We start from the raw sequence: 17,159 nt of genomic DNA, 5'->3' as shown, positions 1-17,159 counted from the left end.
GGCTGCCGATGCTTGTGCGGGAGCCGCCGAGGCGAGTCCGTTCAGTGTCGCGGTAGCTCTGGTTTGTGGTTGTGAATGAGAATCAGGTCGCCACATATGACCAATCTGCAAGGGTTCTTGCAGGTCAGGACATTGAGTTTCACTTCGGTCGGGCTTCTCGGTGATTCGGTCCAGGTCGAGTCGTTATTCGAAGACGAGGTCGCCGCCCGTATGGCGGGCCGGCGATGAAGGGCTCGAACCGGACCAATTCTTGCGTAGCGGATTCGATTCAGGTGCGCCATAGCATGAGTGCCTCGTGTGCATGAGGTAATTGATTCCCCACATTTCGGTGCGATGTCGATAATTCTCACGACCTGCGGTCACTTCAGGGCGCTGCGCACGTGCGCTGTAACCATGGCCTCGATGCGAGTGGTGAGGTCGACATCTTCACGCAGTGCAGCGGCTCCGGTGGCAGCCCCGACGGTACCGGCGCACAGGTTCCATGCGAGTCGGTGACTGGTGGGCGTGTCGGTGAGTTCACCGTCGGTGATGGCTGTTTCGATGATGTCATTGATGGCCTCGACCCAGCGTGCGAATGCTGCGCCGTTGTCGATGGTGGGTTCGAGGGTGAGTTTCATGCCGGCCCGCACCTTGATGTTCTCGGCGATCTGACGAGCGAGGGACGTGAAGATCGCTGACAGCTTCTCCCCCAGCGTGGTGCGCGGGCCAGCCGCTAGTGCTTCACGGATGATTTCGTCGAAGGTGCGGTTCCGGTCCGAGATGAGGTGTTCGGCGATCGCTTCTTTGGATGGGAAGTGGTATTTCTCGCCTTTCGCGAATTTTCCGGTACCGCTGATGGTGTCGATGCTGGTGTGGCCGTACCCGTCGGTGTCGAAGTGCCGGGCTACGACGGCGATAATCGCTTCTCGCGTTCGCACTGCGCGGTCTGCATTGCAGAGTTCTTGCTGCCGGGGATGCGCCCGATCCGCGGGCGGGTTCTCGTGGTGGAAGCACTTTCCAGACTTTCCGGGGTGTGTGCCGGTTCGTTGGGGCTGTTCACAGGGATGCTTCTTCGACCATACGGTCTGCGGCCGGGTCGGTTCCGCGCCACGTTAGCAGCAGATCGTCGACTCGTCTGGTGATGGTGTGGTTCTCGAGGCTAGCGGCAACCTGCGCAGCGCCGACGAAACCGGCGCATAGAGTGTCTGCAAGCCGAGACATGCTTGCACGCAGTCGAAGGGCGCCTGAACGGATAGCGTCGACGACGATTGGCGTGAGAGCTTCGGTCCACGCTTCGCAACTGGCGCGGGCGCCGCTGAGCGACTTATCGACGGACAGCTTCTGTCGCGTTTGTTCATGTTGAGCTTGCTGATGATGACGACGGTGGCGCCGAGGATTGCACTGTCAACGATCGTCGGGAAGATTCAGGTCAGGTGTTCGGGGATCAGTGCTTGCCTTGCGAGGTCGCGTTGTACGGCGAAGGAAAGTACGAATGCGCCGGTGGTGATGCCGAGTGCAATGACGAGTGCGAGTGCGCCGAGCAATGCGCCTAGCTGGATGCGGGCAGCCCGGAGGCTAAAGTCGGTCATGATCGGGTTTTTCCTTCCAGAGGTTCCCGGTCTGGAGCCTCGCCGGGTTGCCTCCCTGTGGGGCCCCATTTAGCTTTCCGCGTATGTCCGCATCTACGGATATACGAAAATACGAAGGGTCAGCGTCGAGCGAGAACGTCACGTTCCACCCGGTTACTGAGGGTTCCGTCGGCCAACAGACGTTCAACCAAGACGAGAAGAATCTCCTGGGCAGTCACCCGGGCAACTCCCAAGTCTCTGACTGCTAGGAACGACGAAGCACTTCGTGCCGAACCACCCCGCCATGGGGTGAATGTCCGTTATCTTCCTCGATAGTGGTTGCAATCTCGTGGCTCCTCCGCGTTCCCACGCGGATGCTGTCACCACGAAAGGGAGCACATCTGTGAATGGACCCGCAACGCCTACTCGTTTGTCCCGGACCACCGCGGCCCTCGGTGTCGGCGCGCTCGCTGCCGCGATCACCTTCGGCAGTGCAGTTGGTACTGCATCGGCCGACACTCCGGTCGTCGACTTCGGCAGTCTCTCGTTCTCGGTGACCAACGGCCCCGACAACACCATCTACGACATCAACGCCGTCATCAATCTCCCACCCGGCACACTGCCGCCAGGGATGATGAACCCTCAGATCACTGCGCCCGCCGCGGCCACTCAACCAGTCGGCAACCCGTTTGCGGGCACCGCATTGGACTTCGTTCTGAGCTTCATTCAGGCCTTGGCCAGATAGCCGACAACAAAAAAGGAGGCCACGAACTCTTATGAGTTCGTGGCCTCGTCTTGTGGTGGGCGAAGGGGGACTTGAACCCCCACGTCCCGAAGGACACTGGCACCTGAAGCCAGCGCGTCTGCCATTCCGCCACTCGCCCGAGCAACGCCGAAACATTATCACGACAAACTTTGAAAGTTCTATTCGTGCAGATCAGGGCACGAATCGATGAACACCGAGGACCCGAAAGCCCAGAACCGATACCATGCTGAAACAGCGGCCAGGTACTGCCGAAGCGACATTTGACAGTACCGTGGAACCTGTACAGCAGTTTGGACGACACGCGACAAGGCGGTGCCGGCGCTACTTGCCGAGCATTTTGCCGTCGTAGATGCGAGGCGAGAGGAGGGCCCGATGGGCATCGTGCAGCGTTTCGAACGAAAGCTCCAAGGAGCTGTCGGCGACGCATTCGCGCGGGTCTTCGGTGGTGGTGTTGTGCCGCAGGAAGTAGAGGCGGCGCTCCAGCAGGAGGCACGTGACCGCGTCGAGCACCTCGGCGGCGGAATCCTTCTCGCCCCCAACAACTACGTGATCACCATCAACAACTCCGATCACGAAGAGTTGGCAGCTGATCGCGAACTGACTACCAAAGCTTTCAGCCGACACCTGCAGGATTTCATCCGCGATCAGGGTTGGCAGACGTACGGCGACATCTCGGTCACTTTCGAGCCTTCGCCTGCGCTCCACACCGGTCAGTTCCGCACCCGCGGAACCGTCGACCCGGATGGTGACGCCGAGCAGGCATCACCGCCGTCGCATGTTCCGCAGGTTTCGTCGCGGCCTCCACAACGGCCGCCTCAGCGACCCGCACCGATTGTTCCCCCTGTTTCCAATCCAGTCCCGTCACAACCAGGAGCCGGCCCCATGACGCAGAACTCAGGCTACGAACCAAGCCGCGAACCGGCGGGTCGCCAGCCCGAACCGCAGCAGCCGGCACGGAACGGGTACTCCCACGACGACGGCGGTTACGCCGCTCCGCAGGGCCAGGAAGCGCCGTACCAGAACGGTTACGACCGCGGCGACGGTTACCGCACGGGCGACGACCAGCAGGGCTACAACCAGCAGCAGGGTGGCTACGACCAGCAGGCGTACCCGAACCAGCAGCAGCCGTACGAGCAGGCCGGTTACGACCAGCAGGGTTATGACCAGCAGGGCGGCGGCTACGACCAGCAGGGCTACCAGCAGCAGCCGTACGACCAGCAGGGCTACGGCCAGCAGGCGTACCAGGGTGGGTACGACCAGCAGGGTTACCAGCAGGGCGGCTACGACCAGCAGGGTTACCAGCAGCCGTACAACGGCCAGTCCTACGATCAGCCGGGCTACGACCAGCAGAGCTACCAGCAGGGCGGCTACGACCAGCAGGCGTACACACAGCAGCCGTACGAGCAGGCCGGCTACGAGCAGGGCGGCAACTTCGAGCAGACGCAGGCCTACCCGCAGCAGGGCTACGCCCAGCCTCAGGGCGGTTACGCACCGACGGCCCAAAGCCTGACGGCAACCCTGCAGCTCGAGGACGGCAGCGGACGCCACTTCCAGCTTCGCGACGGCAGCAATGTCATCGGCCGCGGCCAGGAAGCCCAGTTCCGCCTCCCGGACACCGGCGTCTCACGTCGTCACATCGACATCCGTTGGGACGGCCGCACCGCGATGCTGTCCGATTTGGGATCCACGAACGGCACCACCGTCAACGGCGCACCGGTCCAGGACTGGCAGCTGGCAGACGGCGACATCATTCGTGCAGGTCACTCGGAGATTCTGGTTCGCATTCTCTGAGCTGAGAAACGGACGCCAGGATTTTTCCGATAACAATCGAACATTCGGCGGTCCGTCGGCGCGCCGCCGTCACGCGGCTGTCAGTATCGTGATCTTCGGGGCCCAGAGCCCCCTATGATGCTGCCAGTCGACAATGCTCGAACCCCGCTGCGGCGGGGCTCGAGCCATAGAAGGAGGTGGACAGCCGTGCAGGGCCTGATTCTGCAACTCACACGGGCGGGCTTCCTGCTCCTACTGTGGCTGTTCGTCTGGGCAGTCCTCCGCACTCTCCGCTCCGACATCTATGCCGGCTCCGGGGTCAGGGTTCCGCCGCGGTACACCCGCGCCGGAAAGGTCCTGCCCTCACTGGGCAAGGCGAAGGTGCCTCGGTACCTGGTGGTCACGCAGGGCGCCCTCGCCGGCACCCGCATCACCCTCGGTTCTCAGCCCGTCATGATCGGCCGCGCCGACGATTCGACGCTCGTTCTCACCGACGATTACGCGTCGACGCGCCATGCGCGGCTCTCGCAGCGCGGAGCTGACTGGTACGTCGAGGATCTCGGTTCGACCAACGGCACCTATCTGGACCGCGCCAAGGTCACCACTGCGGTGCGTGTGCCGCTGGGCACTCCGGTTCGCGTCGGCAAGACGGTAATCGAGCTACGCCCGTGACCCTTGTTCTCCGCTACGCGGCGCGCAGCGACCGCGGTCTCGTGCGCTCCAACAACGAAGATTCCGTCTACGCCGGTGCACGCCTGTTGGCCTTGGCCGACGGCATGGGCGGACACGCGGCCGGTGAGGTCGCGTCGCAGTTGATGATTGCCGCCCTGGCGCATCTCGACGACGACGAGCCCGGCGAGGATCTGCTCGGCAAGCTCGAGGCAGCCACCCGCGAGGGCAACGATTCCATCGCCGATCACGTCGAGGAAGAACCCGAACTCGACGGCATGGGCACCACGCTCACCGCGATCCTCTTCTCCGGCAGCAAGCTCGGCCTCGTGCACATCGGCGACTCGCGCGCCTACCTGCTGCGTGACGATCACCTGACGCAGATCACCCGCGACGACACGTTCGTTCAGTCGTTGGTCGACGAGGGCAGGATCACCGCCGAGCAAGCACACACTCACCCGCAGCGATCCCTGATCATGCGGGCGTTGACCGGCAACGAGATCGAGCCGACGCTCACCGTGCGCGAAGCCCGTGCTGGCGATCGTTATCTGCTCTGCTCCGACGGCCTCTCCGACGTGGTCAGCGACGAGACCATCGAGAACACGATGCGCGAGGGCTCGCAGGAGCAGTGCGCCGACCGTCTCATCGAATTGGCGCTGCGCAGCGGCGGTCCCGACAACGTCACCGTCGTCGTCGCCGATGTCATCGACCTCGATTACGGCCAGTCTCATCCCATCGTCGCGGGCGCCGCGTCGACGGAAGAGGAAGAGGACGCCCCTCCCCCCAACACCGCGGCCGGCCGCGCCGCTGCCATGCGTCCGCCGCGCGCGACGCCCAAGCGAGTTGTCTCCCAACCCGAACCGGAACCGAAGAAGAAGCGGAACCGGTTGTGGTGGGTGGTCCTCGCCGTGGTGCTGATCGCACTGGTCGGCGTCGGCGCCGTGATCGGCCGCGCCGTCATCCGCAACAACTACTACGTCGGCGAAGACAACGGCCGCGTGACGGTGCTGCGCGGAATCCCCGGTTCGGTGCTCGGTTACTCACTGCAAGACGCGGATCTGGTGGGTTGCGTCGGCGACGACGACGTCCTGACCCTCGTCTCCCCCGACGCGATTCCCAGCGACTGCAACATCCTCGAGGTCACCGATCTGCAGCCGTCAGCGCAGGAGCAGGTGCGCGCCGGGCTGCCGTCGGGCAAGCGTGAGGATGCGCAGAGCCAGATGATCCGTCTCATCGGCGGCGATCTGCTGCCTCGTTGCGAGCCGGTTCCGACAACGACGGCCGCGCCCACACCCCCGCCGGCACCGGAGACCACGCCGCCCCCCGTACCGCCCGCGGAGCCGGCCACGCCGACGACGGCAGCACCCACGACTACGCCTACGCCGACCGACATTCCCGGTCAGACTTGCAGGACGGTCAACTGATGTCGTCCAACGCAGCTGCGGGGACGGCTTTTCCGAGTCCGCCCGGAGGTTTTGCCCCGGCGCCGGTCCAGTCGACCCGTCGAAACATGGAGCTACTGCTCCTGGGCTTTGCCGTCATCATCACGACGGTCTCGCTTCTGCTCGTCGAGGCGAGCCAGGAACAGAAGATCACGCTGGACCTCGCCAAGTACGCGCTCGCGTACACGGGCCTGTTCCTGATCGCGCACTTGGCAATTCGACGGTATGCGCCGTACGCCGATCCGCTGCTGCTGCCGATCGTCGCCCTGCTCAACGGCCTGGGGTTGGTGCTCATCCACCGACTCGACCTCGCCGACGAACAGACAGCGCTCTACAACGGCGTCGAGGCACCGTCTCCGGATGCGAACCAGCAGGTCATGTGGACTGCATTGGCGATCACCGGTTTCGTGCTGCTGCTCGTGTTCTTGAAGGACTACCGCCTGATGGCGCGGTTCAGCTACACGCTCGGCCTCGCAGGTCTGGTGTTCCTGGCGATTCCCGCGATCCTGCCGGCGAAGTTCTCGAGCGTGAACGGCGCAAAAATCTGGATTCGCCTGCCCGGATTCAGCATTCAGCCAGGCGAGTTCGCGAAGATCCTGCTCATCATCTTCTTCGCGTCGGTACTCGTCGCCAAGCGCGACCTGTTCACCTCGGCCGGCAAACACTTCCTGGGCATGGACTTTCCGCGTGCCCGCGACCTCGGTCCGATCCTGCTCGCCTGGATCGTCTCGGTGGGCGTGCTCGTCTTCGAAACCGACCTCGGCACGTCGTTGCTGCTCTTCAGCACCGTGCTGGTGATGCTCTACATCGCGACCGAACGTGTGGGCTGGCTGGTGATCGGCGGCGGACTGCTCGCCATCGGATTCTTCTTCGCCTACAAGATGTTCGGCCACGTACGCGTGCGCGTCGACACCTGGCTGGACCCGCTCGGCGATTACGCCAACACCGGGTATCAGATCTCGCAATCGCTGTTCGGCCTGGCCACCGGTGGTATCGCCGGAACAGGTCTGGGCAGTGGCCGGCCCAACCAGGTGCCGTTCGCGAAGACGGACTTCATCATCGCGACCATCGGCGAAGAGCTCGGCCTGATCGGCCTGGCAGCTGTGCTGATGCTGTTCCTGCTTCTCATCGTGCGCGGCCTGCGTACGGCGTTGGCAGTGCGCGACAGCTTCGGCAAACTGCTCGCCGCCGGTCTGTCGTTCACCATCGCGATCCAGATTTTTGTCGTCGTCGGCGGCGTCACCAAGTTGATCCCGCTGACGGGTCTGACAACACCGTTCATGTCGTACGGCGGCTCGTCGCTGCTCGCGAACTACCTACTGCTGGGCATCCTCGTCCGGATCTCGGACGCGGCTCGTGCGCCGGTAGTGACGAAGAAGAAAGGTCCGCCCCCAATCGCTGACGCCAATACCGAGATGATGCCGCGCGTATGAACACTCCACTGCGCCGCGTCGCGATGGCCGTCATGGTGATGGTCGTCGCGCTCCTCGCCAACGCCACGTACGTACAGGTCATCAAAGCTGACGACCTGCGAGCCGACCCGCGCAACTCGCGGGTGCTGCTCGACGAGTACTCACGCCAGCGAGGTCAGATCTCGGCTTCCGGTCAGGTGCTTGCCGCCTCACGCGCCACCGACGACCGGTACAAGTACTTGCGCGAGTATCCGAATCCGTACCCTTACGCACCGGTCACGGGCTTCTACTCGATGCAGTACGGCAGCGCCGGCCTCGAGCGCACCGAGGATCCGATTCTGAACGGCTCGGACAACCGGTTGTTCAGTCAGCGCTTCTTCGACCTGGTGTCCGGACGCGATCCGCGCGGCGGCAACGTCGTCACGACGCTCAATCCGGCGATGCAGCAAGTGGCTTACGACCAGCTGACCAGCAAGGGCTACACCGGTTCCGTCGTCGCCATCGAGCCGAGCACCGGACGCATCCTGACGATGGTCAGCACCCCGAGCTACGACCCGAACCTGCTTGCCAGCCACGACGGCGCCGAAACCACCAAGGCGTGGGACGAGCTCAATGCCGATCCCAACGATCCGCTGGTCAACCGCGCGATCTCGCAGACCTACCCGCCCGGCTCGACGTTCAAGGTGCTCACCACTGCCGCAGCTCTGGGCAACGGTGCGACGCCGGACGACCAGCTGACCGCGGCTCCGCAGATCACGCTGCCCGGCACCAGCACGACCCTCGAGAACTACAACGGCAGCACCTGTGGCCCCAACCCGACGGCGTCGTTGCGCGACGCGTTTGCGCGCTCGTGCAACACGGCGTTCGTCGAACTGGGCATCAAGGACGGCGCCGATGCCATCAAGGACGAGGCCAGCGCCTTCGGCATCGGACCCAACACTCCCGCGATCCCGCTGCCGGTTGCTGACAGCACTGTCGGCGACATCTCCGACGACGCGGCTCTCGGTCAGACCAGCATCGGCCAGCGCGACGTCGCGGTGACCCCGCTCGAGAACGCAGTGATCGCCGCGACCGTCGCCAACGGTGGTGTGCGGATGCAGCCCAACCTGATCTCCCAGCTGCAGGCACCCGATCTGACCGACCTCAGTACGCCGTCACCGGTGTCGATGGGTCAGGCCATCTCGCCAGCAGTGGCCGCAACGTTGACCGATCTGATGATCGGCTCGGAGAACTTCACCGGCGGCGACGGCAAGATCCCCGGGGTTCAGATCGCGTCCAAGACCGGTACCGCCGAGCACGGCGTGAACCCGCGGGAAACTCCGCCGCACGCCTGGTACATCGCTTTTGCACCGGCGCAGAATCCGACGGTCGCCGTGGCCGTCATCGTCGAGAACGGTGGTGACCGCGGACTTGCCGCTACCGGTGGCTCGGTTGCTGCGCCGATCGGTCGTGCAGTCATCGCAGCCGGAATCCAAGGGGGCTGAACCGTGGCGTTGAACAACGGCGCTTTGATCGCCGATCGTTACCGATTGATCCGTCTCATCGCCACCGGTGGGATGGGTCAGGTGTGGGAAGCCACCGACTCCCGCCTCAACCGTCGCGTCGCCGTCAAGGTACTCAAGTCCGAGTTCTCTTCCGATCCGGAGTTCTTGGAGCGCTTCCGCTTCGAGGCCCGCACCACCGCGCAGCTCAACCACCCCGGTATCGCCGGAATCTACGACTACGGCGAGACCCGCGACAGCTCGGGCGATTCCACGGCGTACCTGGTGATGGAACTCGTCAACGGTGAACCGCTCAACGCCGTCCTGGCACGCGTCGGCCGCCTGGCGGTTCCGCATGCCCTCGACATGCTCGAGCAGACCGGCCGCGCTCTGCAGGTCGCACACGACGCCGGTGTCGTGCACCGCGACGTGAAGCCGGGCAACATCCTCATCACGCCGACGGGCCAGGTGAAGATCACGGACTTCGGCATCGCCAAGGCCGTCGAGAACTCTCCTGTCACGCGTACGGGAATGGTGATGGGCACCGCCCAGTACATCGCGCCCGAGCAGGCCCTCGGTCAGGACGCGACCGCGGCGAGCGACGTGTACTCGTTGGGAATCGTCGGATACGAAGCACTTTCGGGTCGACGCCCGTTCACCGGTGACGGCGCGCTGACCGTCGCGATGAAGCACGTGCAGGAAACCCCGGCACCGATGCCGGCCGACCTGCCGCCGAACATCCGCGAGCTCATCGACATCACGTTGACCAAGGATCCGGCCGGCCGCTACGCCAGTGGCGGTGAGTTCGCCGACGCCGTTGCAGCCGTTCGGGCAGGGAGGCGTCCACCGCCGCCCGGTCTGCTCGCCACCGGTGCCGCGAGCGCGTTGCCGGCAACGGGTGCCACGCAGGTCATGCCGCCGACGTACGCGGGCCCGGTGACGGGCGCAGCTGCAGCGGACGACGCGGCAGCCGGCGGAATGACCAGTGGGCAGAAGGCCGTGGCATGGGCCGGCGGCGGATTGATCTTGTTGGCGTTGATCATCGGCGGAGTCTGGATCGCGACCGACGGTCCGAGCGACCCGACGCCGCCCGTCGTCACGTCCACGACGTTGCCGACCACCACGACGACCAAGCCCACCACGACGACAACTCGGCCGACGACGACGACCACCGAGCCGACAACAACGACGACTCGGCCGACGACAACCACGACCGAGCCGACAACCACCACGACAACGCCGACCACGACAACAACAACTCCGACGACCACAACCACCACCACGACGACAACGACGACCACAACGACCACTGAGCCGTTGGCGGATCCCGGAGACGCTGAAGAACCGCTAGGACAAGACCAATGACGACACCCCGCAATCTCTCCTCCCGCTACGAGCTGGGTGAGATTCTCGGCTTCGGCGGAATGTCCGAGGTTCACCTGGCGCGCGACCTCCGACTCAGCCGCGACGTCGCGATCAAGGTGCTGCGTGCAGACCTCGCGCGCGACCCCACGTTCTACTTGCGGTTCCGTCGTGAGGCGCAGAACGCTGCCGCGCTGAACCATCCGGCGATCGTGGCCGTCTACGACACCGGTGAAGCCGAGACCGACGCCGGGCCGCTGCCGTACATCGTCATGGAGTACGTCGACGGCGACACGTTGCGTGACATCGTGCGCAGCACCGGGCCGATGGCGCCGCGCAAGGCGATGGAAGTGATCGCGGACGTCTGTGCCGCTTTGGACTTCAGCCACCGCAACGGCATCGTGCACCGCGACGTCAAGCCCGCCAACATCATGATCAACCGTGCCGGCGCCGTGAAGGTGATGGACTTCGGCATCGCCCGCGCGATCTCCGACGCGTCGAGCCCGATGACGCAGACGGCCGCCGTGATCGGCACCGCTCAGTACCTGTCGCCGGAGCAGGCGCGAGGTGAGCAGGTGGACGCACGTTCGGACGTCTACTCGCTCGGTTGTGTGCTGTTCGAGATTCTGACGGGCGAGCCGCCGTTCAAGGGTGATTCACCGGTCGCCGTGGCGTACCAGCACGTTCGTGAAGATCCGCAGACGCCGTCGGAGATCAATCCCGACATTCCGCGCGAGCTGGATTCGATCATTCTCAAGGCGATGAGCAAGAACCCGGCCAACCGCTACCAGAGCGCCGGCGACATGCGCAGCGACTTGGTGCGTGTCCTGGGCGGTCAGCGTCCGAGTGCGCCGATGGTGATGAACGACGAGGACCGCACCACCATCCTCGGCGCCGTCGGCTCCGACACCGGGAATTACCGAACTGCTCCCGATCCGGTCGAGCCGGTTCCTGCGCGGACAACTCGCGCCGCCGAGCCGCCTGCCAAGAAGAAAGGCGGACGCTACGCCCTGATGGGCATCGCGGCGCTTCTGGTGATCGGTCTGGTGACATTCTTCCTCATTCGGGTGAACTCGCCGAAGGTCGAGATGGTGACCGTTCCGGGTGACCTGACCAACCAGCCCGCCGACGTCGCCGAGGCGACGCTGACCAACGCCGGATTCCAGGTGGAGCGTCAGCAGAAGACCGACAAGGTGATCGCTGCCGGAAACGTCATCACGACGCGTCCGGTTGCCGGGGTTCGCATCGAGAAGGGCAGCACCGTCACCATCGACGTGTCCACCGGCCCCGAGCAGGTCGCGATCCCGCGCTTGACCGGCCTGAGCCAGGACGACGCCGAGAAGAAGCTCAACTCCGTCGGTCTCCGACTTGATCCGACCATCGGCAAGGCGGCATCGACCGTCGCCGAGGTCGACAAGATCGTCAATCAGGATCCTGCCGTCGGAGTATCGGTGGTTCTCGATTCCGCGGTCTCGATCACCGTGGGCACCGGACCGGAGCAGGTTCGTGTCCCGGATGTCACCGGTCAGCGTGAAGAGGTGGCGAGGCCCAACATCGAAGGTGCCGGGTTCGTCGTCCAAATCACGGAGATCGATTCGGGACTGCCGAAGGGACAGGTCGTTTCGACCGACCCGACCGGTGGCACGTCGGCCACCAAGGGTTCGACCGTGACGCTGCGAGTGTCCAACGGCAACCAGGTCGCGATGCCTGATCTGACCAACAAGACGGTGTCCGAGGCGTTGAGCACGCTTCGCGCAGCCGGTTGGGCGGGAACTGCGTCGCAGCTGGTGCAGAACCAGAGCACGACGCTCACCCCGGAGATGGTGGGCAAGATCGTCTCGCAGACGCAGCCTCCGGGATCGGAGATCTCCAAGGACGCGGTGATCACCGTCAGCGTCGGAGCGCTCGGAATCCCCGGCCGCTAGCAAACTGAAAAAGTGCCTCCCGGAGATTTCCGGGAGGCACTTTTTTGTGGACAGATGTCAGAGAATTGCGGGCAATGCGCCGCCGAGCGCCGACGCGACCTCGGCCTCGAGGGCTGCGACGAGTCCTTCTGGAGGCGCCTCACCGCAGACTGCGAGCCAGTTCGCGAGCATCCGGTGCCCACCCTGGGTGAGTACGGACTCGGGGTGGAATTGGACGCCGTGAATCGGCAGTTCGCGGTGACGCATCGCCATCACGACGCCGCTCTCGGTGTGTGCAGTCACCTCGAGTTCCTCGGGAATGGTGTCCTCGAGAACCGTCAGCGAGTGGTATCGGGTAGCGGTGAACGGATCGGGTAGCCCGGCCAGGACGCCGACGTCCTTGTGGTGAACCAGACTCGTCTTGCCGTGGAGCAGTTCGGGAGCGCGGTCGACGGTTCCGCCGAAAGCCGCACCGATCGCCTGGTGTCCGAGGCAGACGCCGAGCAGCGGGGTCTTGGTGTCGGCGCAGACCTTCACCAGATCCATCGTCGCTCCCGCACGCTGCGGGGTTCCGGGGCCAGGGCTCAAGAGAATGCCGTCGAACTGAGCTACTGCACCCTCGAGGTCGGCCGTCAGTTGTGGATCGTCGTTGCGCCAGACCACGGCTTCGGTTCCGAGCTGGCCGAGGTACTGCACCAGGTTGAACACAAAGCTGTCGTAGTTGTCGACGACGAGAATCCTCATGAGAGCAGGGTAAACGCCCGTGCTATCCGCCGGTATAGGCGGGGACCGTGATCTGCGACGGCGTCGCCTGCGTGTACCCGAGGCCGAAGCGGGTCGCGTACTGCTTGTAGATCCGAATGCCCGGTTCGGCAGCGAGTGCCGCCTCGAGGCGCGCAACATCGCCGATCGCGCTCATCACGTACGGCGGACTGTAGGTACGGCCGTGAAGAAGGAGGGTGTTTCCGATGCACCGTGGCGCCGACGTACTGATGATCCGTTGGTCCTGCATGCCCACCGCTTCGGCCCCGCCGGCCCACAGTGCGTTCAGGACGCTCTGGACGTCCTGCTGATGCACGACGAGGTCGTCCGGGGTGGCGTCGACCGGATACTTGCCGTCGGCGTTGCGCGGGGCGTCCGTCATGGTGACCACGACACCGGGGCCGGTCATCTCCGTCAGTCCTGCGTCGGCAGAGATGTTCTTGATGTCACCGAGAGCCGCTGCCACGCCGGCGTCGGACCGAGCGGCGTCTTCCTGCAGCGAATCGAGCTGAGCGGCAAGTTCGTCCCGGTCGGCCGAAACTTTCTCGGCATTGGCCTGGGCGCTGCGGACCAGATCGGAGAGCCTGGTGCTTTCGGTGACCTGGAGCTGATTTTCCTCGGCGGATCTCTGCGCCGTGGCGACCATCAGACCGGCTACCAGGCAGACGGCAAGTACACCGATGTGCCAGACGGTTCGTGAAGATTCACCCGAAGACACGTGGCTCCTCCCGGATTGTGCAGGTCGGCCGGTGACCAACTGGACACAGCTACGTTAGCGTGTAGGTAACACATGCAGGTCACACCGTAGAGCGAGGACGTCATGCCCAAGTCGAAGGTCCGTAAGAAGAACGACTACACAGTCAACCCGGCAAACCGCACTCCGGTGAAGGTGAAGATGGGTCCGTCGAGCACGTTGTACGTCTCGGTGATGCTCGGATTCATGCTTGTCGGCCTGGCGTGGCTGATTGTGTACTACTTGGCCGCGGATTCGATCACGTGGATGAACGACTTGGGAAACTATAACTTCCTCGTCGGCTTCGGCTTCATGGTTGTGGGCCTTGTGATGACCATGAGATGGCGCTGACCAGCGAGTATCTGATTCGACCCGGATCGTGACCGTCATTCAATTACATGGGTGTCATTCATCCCCATTGTGGATAACTCCTGTGGACAACCTAGGAAGTTATCCACATGCTCGAGGATGAATTTCATCCACAGCCTCGTGACAACGCCACGGAGGTCGTCTCGTGGGCCACTCCGATGGGTGTTGTCTACGCGATGTTCGGCGGCGGAATTGCCCTCGCGATCGCCTCGATAATCGCGCCCACCGAGCCTGCCGGACGCTTCCTGCTCGCCCTCGCGGTGATCGGGCTGTTCGTGATGGGCGGACTCGCCCTGCGTCAGCGTCCCCGCCTGGCAGTGATCGAAGACGCGGGAATCAAGTCGATCGCGGTGCAGCGATTGCGCGCCCGCCACGAGTTCACCCGCGAACAGATCGACCGCGTGCGGCTTGTCCGCTACCCGCGTCTGGGCCGACGCGTCCCGATGCTCGAGATCGACATCGTCGACCGGCCCACCGACACGGAGAAGCTGTTGATCTTCGGACGCTGGGATCTCGGCACGTCGCCGGAGGATGTCTTGGACGTGCTCGCCGTCCAAGGTTTGGTGCCGCCGGAGAAGTAGGCGCGGGCTACATGGCCAGTGCCGCGAGGTCCGGCTGCACGATGTCGAGCGCTTGCTGCGGCACCGCGACGGCGTCGCTCGACCATCCCCAGATCGAGTACAGCTCGCGGCCGGGGTCGGTATACCCATCGCGGCCGTGCAGCACCCGGTAATTGTCGATGCAGATCATCTCGCCGGCTTCGGCACGGAACATCGGCCCGCTGTCTCGCACGTGAATCACGGCCTCACTCCACTGCTTCACCAGCGGCCACTGCGCTTCCTCCGATTCACCGGCGATCGGCGCGAGGTACGGGTGGTACCGAACTTGGTTGCGTCCACTCGGCACAGTCCGGGCAATCGGCGCGAAGGTGTTCTGTGGGAAGTTCGGTTCCGAATGGTCGATGTCTGTGCTCCAACAGAATTCGGCCAGTTCCGCTGTTGCGGGATCGAAGGCGAGCAATTGCGTCAGCTTGACCGCATCGATGAGAAACGAGTCGCCGCCACTCGGGTACGCCGGACGCTTGCACCACAGAAATAGATAGTCGGGCGCGTAATCACCGAAAGCAAACCCGTCGTTGTGGGCGGTCATCCGCTCGCCGGAGATACCGAACGAGCGCTTGCGCCCGCGTTCGTCCACCGGTTGGGTGTCGACGACAGCGGCTTCGGCATCCTGGCTTCTGGCGCTCGCCTCGAACTGTCGGCCGACGCGAATGCACTTCTCACCGAGCAACTTCGACGCGAATGCAATGGCATCTTCCTCGGTGTGCAGCCCACCGAAGACCGCGGCGCCGTCGAGAGCGATTGCCGCCCGGACGGCCTCGACCGTGTCCACGCGCCGCGGAACAACACTTGCCAGCGTCAATTCGGAAGAGAACATTCATGACTCCATACGTCGAGTTGGCCAAACGGTTCAACTCGAGCGTAGGAACTCGTCATTTCGACGGCGTAACCCCGGAAACCGATTCGGTTACGGAGCTAGCCTTCCTTCAGATCACCTTGCCGGGGTTCATGATTCCGTGCGGGTCGAGTGCGCCCTTGATTGCATGATGCATCGCGACGACGGCCGGCGACAGTTCTTGCGCGAGGCCGCCCATCTTCAGCAGGCCGACGCCGTGTTCACCGGTGACGGTTCCGCCCAACTCGAGGGCGTTGTCGATGATCTCGGCAAAAGCCGCCTGAGCACGCCTCCGCGCCGCTTCGTCGTCGTGTGGCGTGATCAGCAGCGGATGCAGGTTGCCGTCACCCGCATGCGCGATGTTCGCGATGTGCGTGTCGTGCCTGGCCGAGATGGCCTCGATGCGCGCCAACATCTCCGGAACCGCCGCCTTGGGAACACAGATGTCCTCGGTGAGCACCGGGCCGAGCCGCTCGAGGGCGGGGTAAGCCAGACGCCGGGCAGAGAACAAAGCGTCGGCTTCCTCCTGATCGGTGGATCTGGCGCTCCAGGTTGCCCCGGAACGGTTGAAGCAGGCCAACATTCGCTCGGCTTCGGCGTCGCCGATCTCGCCCGGTGTGTCGATGCGGCCGAGCAGGACAACCTCGGCGTCGGCCGAGAGGCCCATGTTCTTCCAGGCGTCGACGGCAAGCAGGCACTGTCGATCGATCAACTCGAGGGCAGACGGCGTGAGACCGTCGGCAGCTACGGCTTCGACGGCCTTGCCCGCAGCGACGATGGAGTCGAAGTATCCGACGATGGTGCGTTCGGGATCGCGCTGAGGACGAAGCTTGACGGTCACCTCGGTGATCACGCCGAGAGTGCCTTCGGAGCCGACCATGAGCGCCGAGAGATCAAATCCTGCCACTCCCTTGGCAGTTCGACGCCCGAGCCGAACCAACTCACCGGTTCCGGTGACCACCTGCATGCCCAGCACGTAATCCTTGGTGACGCCGTACTTGACGCAGCACAGGCCGCCGGCATTGGTCGCGACGTTGCCTCCGATCGTCGACCAGGGCGCGCTGGCTGGATCGGGCGGATACCAGAGGCCGTGCTCGGCGCAGGCGTCGCGGAGGTGATCATTGACCACTCCGGGTTCGACCACGGCCAAACGCTCGAGGGTGTTGATCTCCTTGATGGCGTTCATCGCGTCGAAGGCGATCACGACGCCACCGGCAACCGCGTTGGCTCCACCCGACAGACCGGTGCCGGCGCCGCGCGTGACGACGGGCGCACCGTGGGCGATGCACGCCTGCACAACTGTCTGTACCTGCTCGGCTGTGCGCGGACGGACCACCGCTACGGGCATCTCGTAGGGAGCCCACTCGGCGTCGTCGTGGATGTAGCTCGCCATGATGTCGGGGTCGGTGATCAGTCGATCCGCATCGATCTGCGAGCCGAGCGCCTCAAGGAGTGTCATGCCTCCACGATAGTGACGGCGGCTACAC

General features: G+C 64.2%; 15 protein-coding genes, 1 tRNA gene and 1 pseudogene. 10 read left to right on the top strand and 7 right to left on the bottom strand.

Annotated features, from left to right (window positions below; genetic code table 11):
- Positions 1-359: 359 nt before the first annotated feature.
- Together I7X09_RS13230 and I7X09_RS13225 are read right to left on the bottom strand one after the other, a co-directional pair.
- Positions 360-917, bottom strand: a complete 558-nt coding sequence (locus I7X09_RS13230; RefSeq protein WP_234036907.1) for a TetR/AcrR family transcriptional regulator — start codon at positions 915-917, stop codon at positions 360-362.
- A gap of 402 nt (positions 918-1,319) precedes the next feature.
- Positions 1,320-1,568: pseudogene (locus I7X09_RS13225) on the bottom strand (DUF2637 domain-containing protein); the annotation flags it as partial.
- A 382-nt stretch (positions 1,569-1,950) separates the two neighbouring features.
- Here I7X09_RS13225 and I7X09_RS13220 point away from each other — a divergent pair.
- Complete coding sequence (locus I7X09_RS13220; protein WP_200317209.1) at positions 1,951-2,292, top strand: hypothetical protein; 342 nt, start codon at positions 1,951-1,953, stop codon at positions 2,290-2,292.
- A gap of 53 nt (positions 2,293-2,345) precedes the next feature.
- Here I7X09_RS13220 and I7X09_RS13215 read toward each other — a convergent pair.
- Positions 2,346-2,431 (bottom strand) — tRNA-Leu (locus I7X09_RS13215).
- A 254-nt stretch (positions 2,432-2,685) separates the two neighbouring features.
- Between I7X09_RS13215 and I7X09_RS13210 the strand changes: the two genes are divergently transcribed.
- The 7 genes from I7X09_RS13210 to pknB all read left to right on the top strand — a co-directional run bounded on the left by I7X09_RS13210 (position 2,686) and on the right by pknB (position 12,374).
- Positions 2,686-4,104: a DUF3662 and FHA domain-containing protein gene (locus I7X09_RS13210; RefSeq protein WP_200317207.1), complete on the top strand. Its 1,419-nt coding sequence runs from the start codon at positions 2,686-2,688 to the stop codon at positions 4,102-4,104.
- Between the two features lie 186 nt (positions 4,105-4,290).
- Positions 4,291-4,755 (top strand): FHA domain-containing protein FhaB/FipA, encoded by a 465-nt coding sequence (locus tag I7X09_RS13205; RefSeq protein ID WP_003943418.1) that lies wholly within the window; start codon positions 4,291-4,293, stop codon positions 4,753-4,755.
- Entirely contained in the window at positions 4,752-6,176 is a 1,425-nt protein-coding gene (locus I7X09_RS13200; RefSeq protein WP_200317205.1) for a PP2C family protein-serine/threonine phosphatase, read from the top strand. Before I7X09_RS13205 ends, I7X09_RS13200 begins: the two co-directional genes overlap by 4 nt.
- A complete protein-coding gene (locus I7X09_RS13195; RefSeq protein ID WP_200317203.1) occupies positions 6,176-7,627 on the top strand; it encodes an FtsW/RodA/SpoVE family cell cycle protein in 1,452 nt (483 codons plus the stop codon). The genes I7X09_RS13200 and I7X09_RS13195 overlap by 1 nt, the downstream gene beginning before the upstream one ends.
- A complete protein-coding gene (locus I7X09_RS13190; RefSeq protein ID WP_007735774.1) occupies positions 7,624-9,090 on the top strand; it encodes a peptidoglycan D,D-transpeptidase FtsI family protein in 1,467 nt (488 codons plus the stop codon). The genes I7X09_RS13195 and I7X09_RS13190 overlap by 4 nt, the downstream gene beginning before the upstream one ends.
- A 3-nt stretch (positions 9,091-9,093) precedes the next feature.
- On the top strand, positions 9,094-10,452 hold the full coding sequence (locus tag I7X09_RS13185; RefSeq protein ID WP_095969327.1) for a protein kinase domain-containing protein: 1,359 nt from the start codon (positions 9,094-9,096) through the stop codon (positions 10,450-10,452).
- Positions 10,449-12,374: a Stk1 family PASTA domain-containing Ser/Thr kinase gene (pknB, locus tag I7X09_RS13180; protein WP_042453355.1), complete on the top strand. Its 1,926-nt coding sequence runs from the start codon at positions 10,449-10,451 to the stop codon at positions 12,372-12,374. The genes I7X09_RS13185 and pknB overlap by 4 nt, the downstream gene beginning before the upstream one ends.
- Before the next feature lie 57 nt (positions 12,375-12,431).
- Here pknB and I7X09_RS13175 read toward each other — a convergent pair whose 3' ends face one another.
- Complete coding sequence (locus tag I7X09_RS13175; RefSeq protein WP_003942537.1) at positions 12,432-13,097, bottom strand: aminodeoxychorismate/anthranilate synthase component II; 666 nt, start codon at positions 13,095-13,097, stop codon at positions 12,432-12,434.
- Positions 13,098-13,119: 22 nt separating this feature from the next.
- On the bottom strand, positions 13,120-13,833 hold the full coding sequence (locus I7X09_RS13170) for a DUF881 domain-containing protein (RefSeq protein ID WP_020967993.1): 714 nt from the start codon (positions 13,831-13,833) through the stop codon (positions 13,120-13,122).
- Positions 13,834-13,935: 102 nt separating this feature from the next.
- Here I7X09_RS13170 and crgA point away from each other — a divergent pair, with 102 nt between their 5' ends.
- Positions 13,936-14,199 carry a cell division protein CrgA gene (crgA, locus tag I7X09_RS13165; RefSeq protein WP_003942576.1) on the top strand — a complete coding sequence of 88 codons (264 nt, stop codon included), beginning with the start codon at positions 13,936-13,938 and terminating at the stop codon, positions 14,197-14,199.
- Positions 14,200-14,306: 107 nt separating this feature from the next.
- On the top strand, positions 14,307-14,798 hold the full coding sequence (locus I7X09_RS13160) for a PH domain-containing protein (protein WP_166810385.1): 492 nt from the start codon (positions 14,307-14,309) through the stop codon (positions 14,796-14,798).
- Positions 14,799-14,805: 7 nt separating this feature from the next.
- On the opposite strand, the gene I7X09_RS13155 is transcribed toward I7X09_RS13160, so the two are convergent.
- Positions 14,806-15,654 carry a TauD/TfdA family dioxygenase gene (locus tag I7X09_RS13155; protein ID WP_200317201.1) on the bottom strand — a complete coding sequence of 283 codons (849 nt, stop codon included), beginning with the start codon at positions 15,652-15,654 and terminating at the stop codon, positions 14,806-14,808.
- A 109-nt stretch (positions 15,655-15,763) separates the two neighbouring features.
- A complete protein-coding gene (locus I7X09_RS13150) occupies positions 15,764-17,131 on the bottom strand; it encodes an FAD-binding oxidoreductase (protein ID WP_024487653.1) in 1,368 nt (455 codons plus the stop codon).
- Positions 17,132-17,159 lie beyond the last annotated feature (28 nt).

The sequence above is a fragment of the Rhodococcus sp. P-2 genome (assembly GCF_016598535.1).
GTDB classification, from domain to species: Bacteria; Actinomycetota; Actinomycetes; order Mycobacteriales; family Mycobacteriaceae; genus Rhodococcus_F; species Rhodococcus_F baikonurensis.
The sequence above is the reverse complement of the archived record's forward strand: the minus strand, read 5'-3'. Positions and strand labels throughout refer to the sequence as shown.

Excerpts from the sequence above, each read along its gene's own strand:
- I7X09_RS13210 (WP_200317207.1), top strand. The coding sequence starts at position 2,686 with ATGGGCATCGTGCAGCGTTTCGAACGAAAGCTCCAAGGAGCTGTCGGC.
- I7X09_RS13195 (WP_200317203.1), top strand. The coding sequence starts at position 6,176 with ATGTCGTCCAACGCAGCTGCGGGGACGGCTTTTCCGAGTCCGCCCGGA.
- I7X09_RS13190 (WP_007735774.1), top strand. The coding sequence starts at position 7,624 with ATGAACACTCCACTGCGCCGCGTCGCGATGGCCGTCATGGTGATGGTC.
- pknB (WP_042453355.1), top strand. The coding sequence starts at position 10,449 with ATGACGACACCCCGCAATCTCTCCTCCCGCTACGAGCTGGGTGAGATT.
- I7X09_RS13175 (WP_003942537.1), bottom strand. The coding sequence starts at position 13,097 with ATGAGGATTCTCGTCGTCGACAACTACGACAGCTTTGTGTTCAACCTG.
- crgA (WP_003942576.1), top strand. The coding sequence starts at position 13,936 with ATGCCCAAGTCGAAGGTCCGTAAGAAGAACGACTACACAGTCAACCCG.
- I7X09_RS13160 (WP_166810385.1), top strand. The coding sequence starts at position 14,307 with ATGCTCGAGGATGAATTTCATCCACAGCCTCGTGACAACGCCACGGAG.
- I7X09_RS13155 (WP_200317201.1), bottom strand. The coding sequence starts at position 15,654 with ATGTTCTCTTCCGAATTGACGCTGGCAAGTGTTGTTCCGCGGCGCGTG.
- I7X09_RS13150 (WP_024487653.1), bottom strand. The coding sequence starts at position 17,131 with ATGACACTCCTTGAGGCGCTCGGCTCGCAGATCGATGCGGATCGACTG.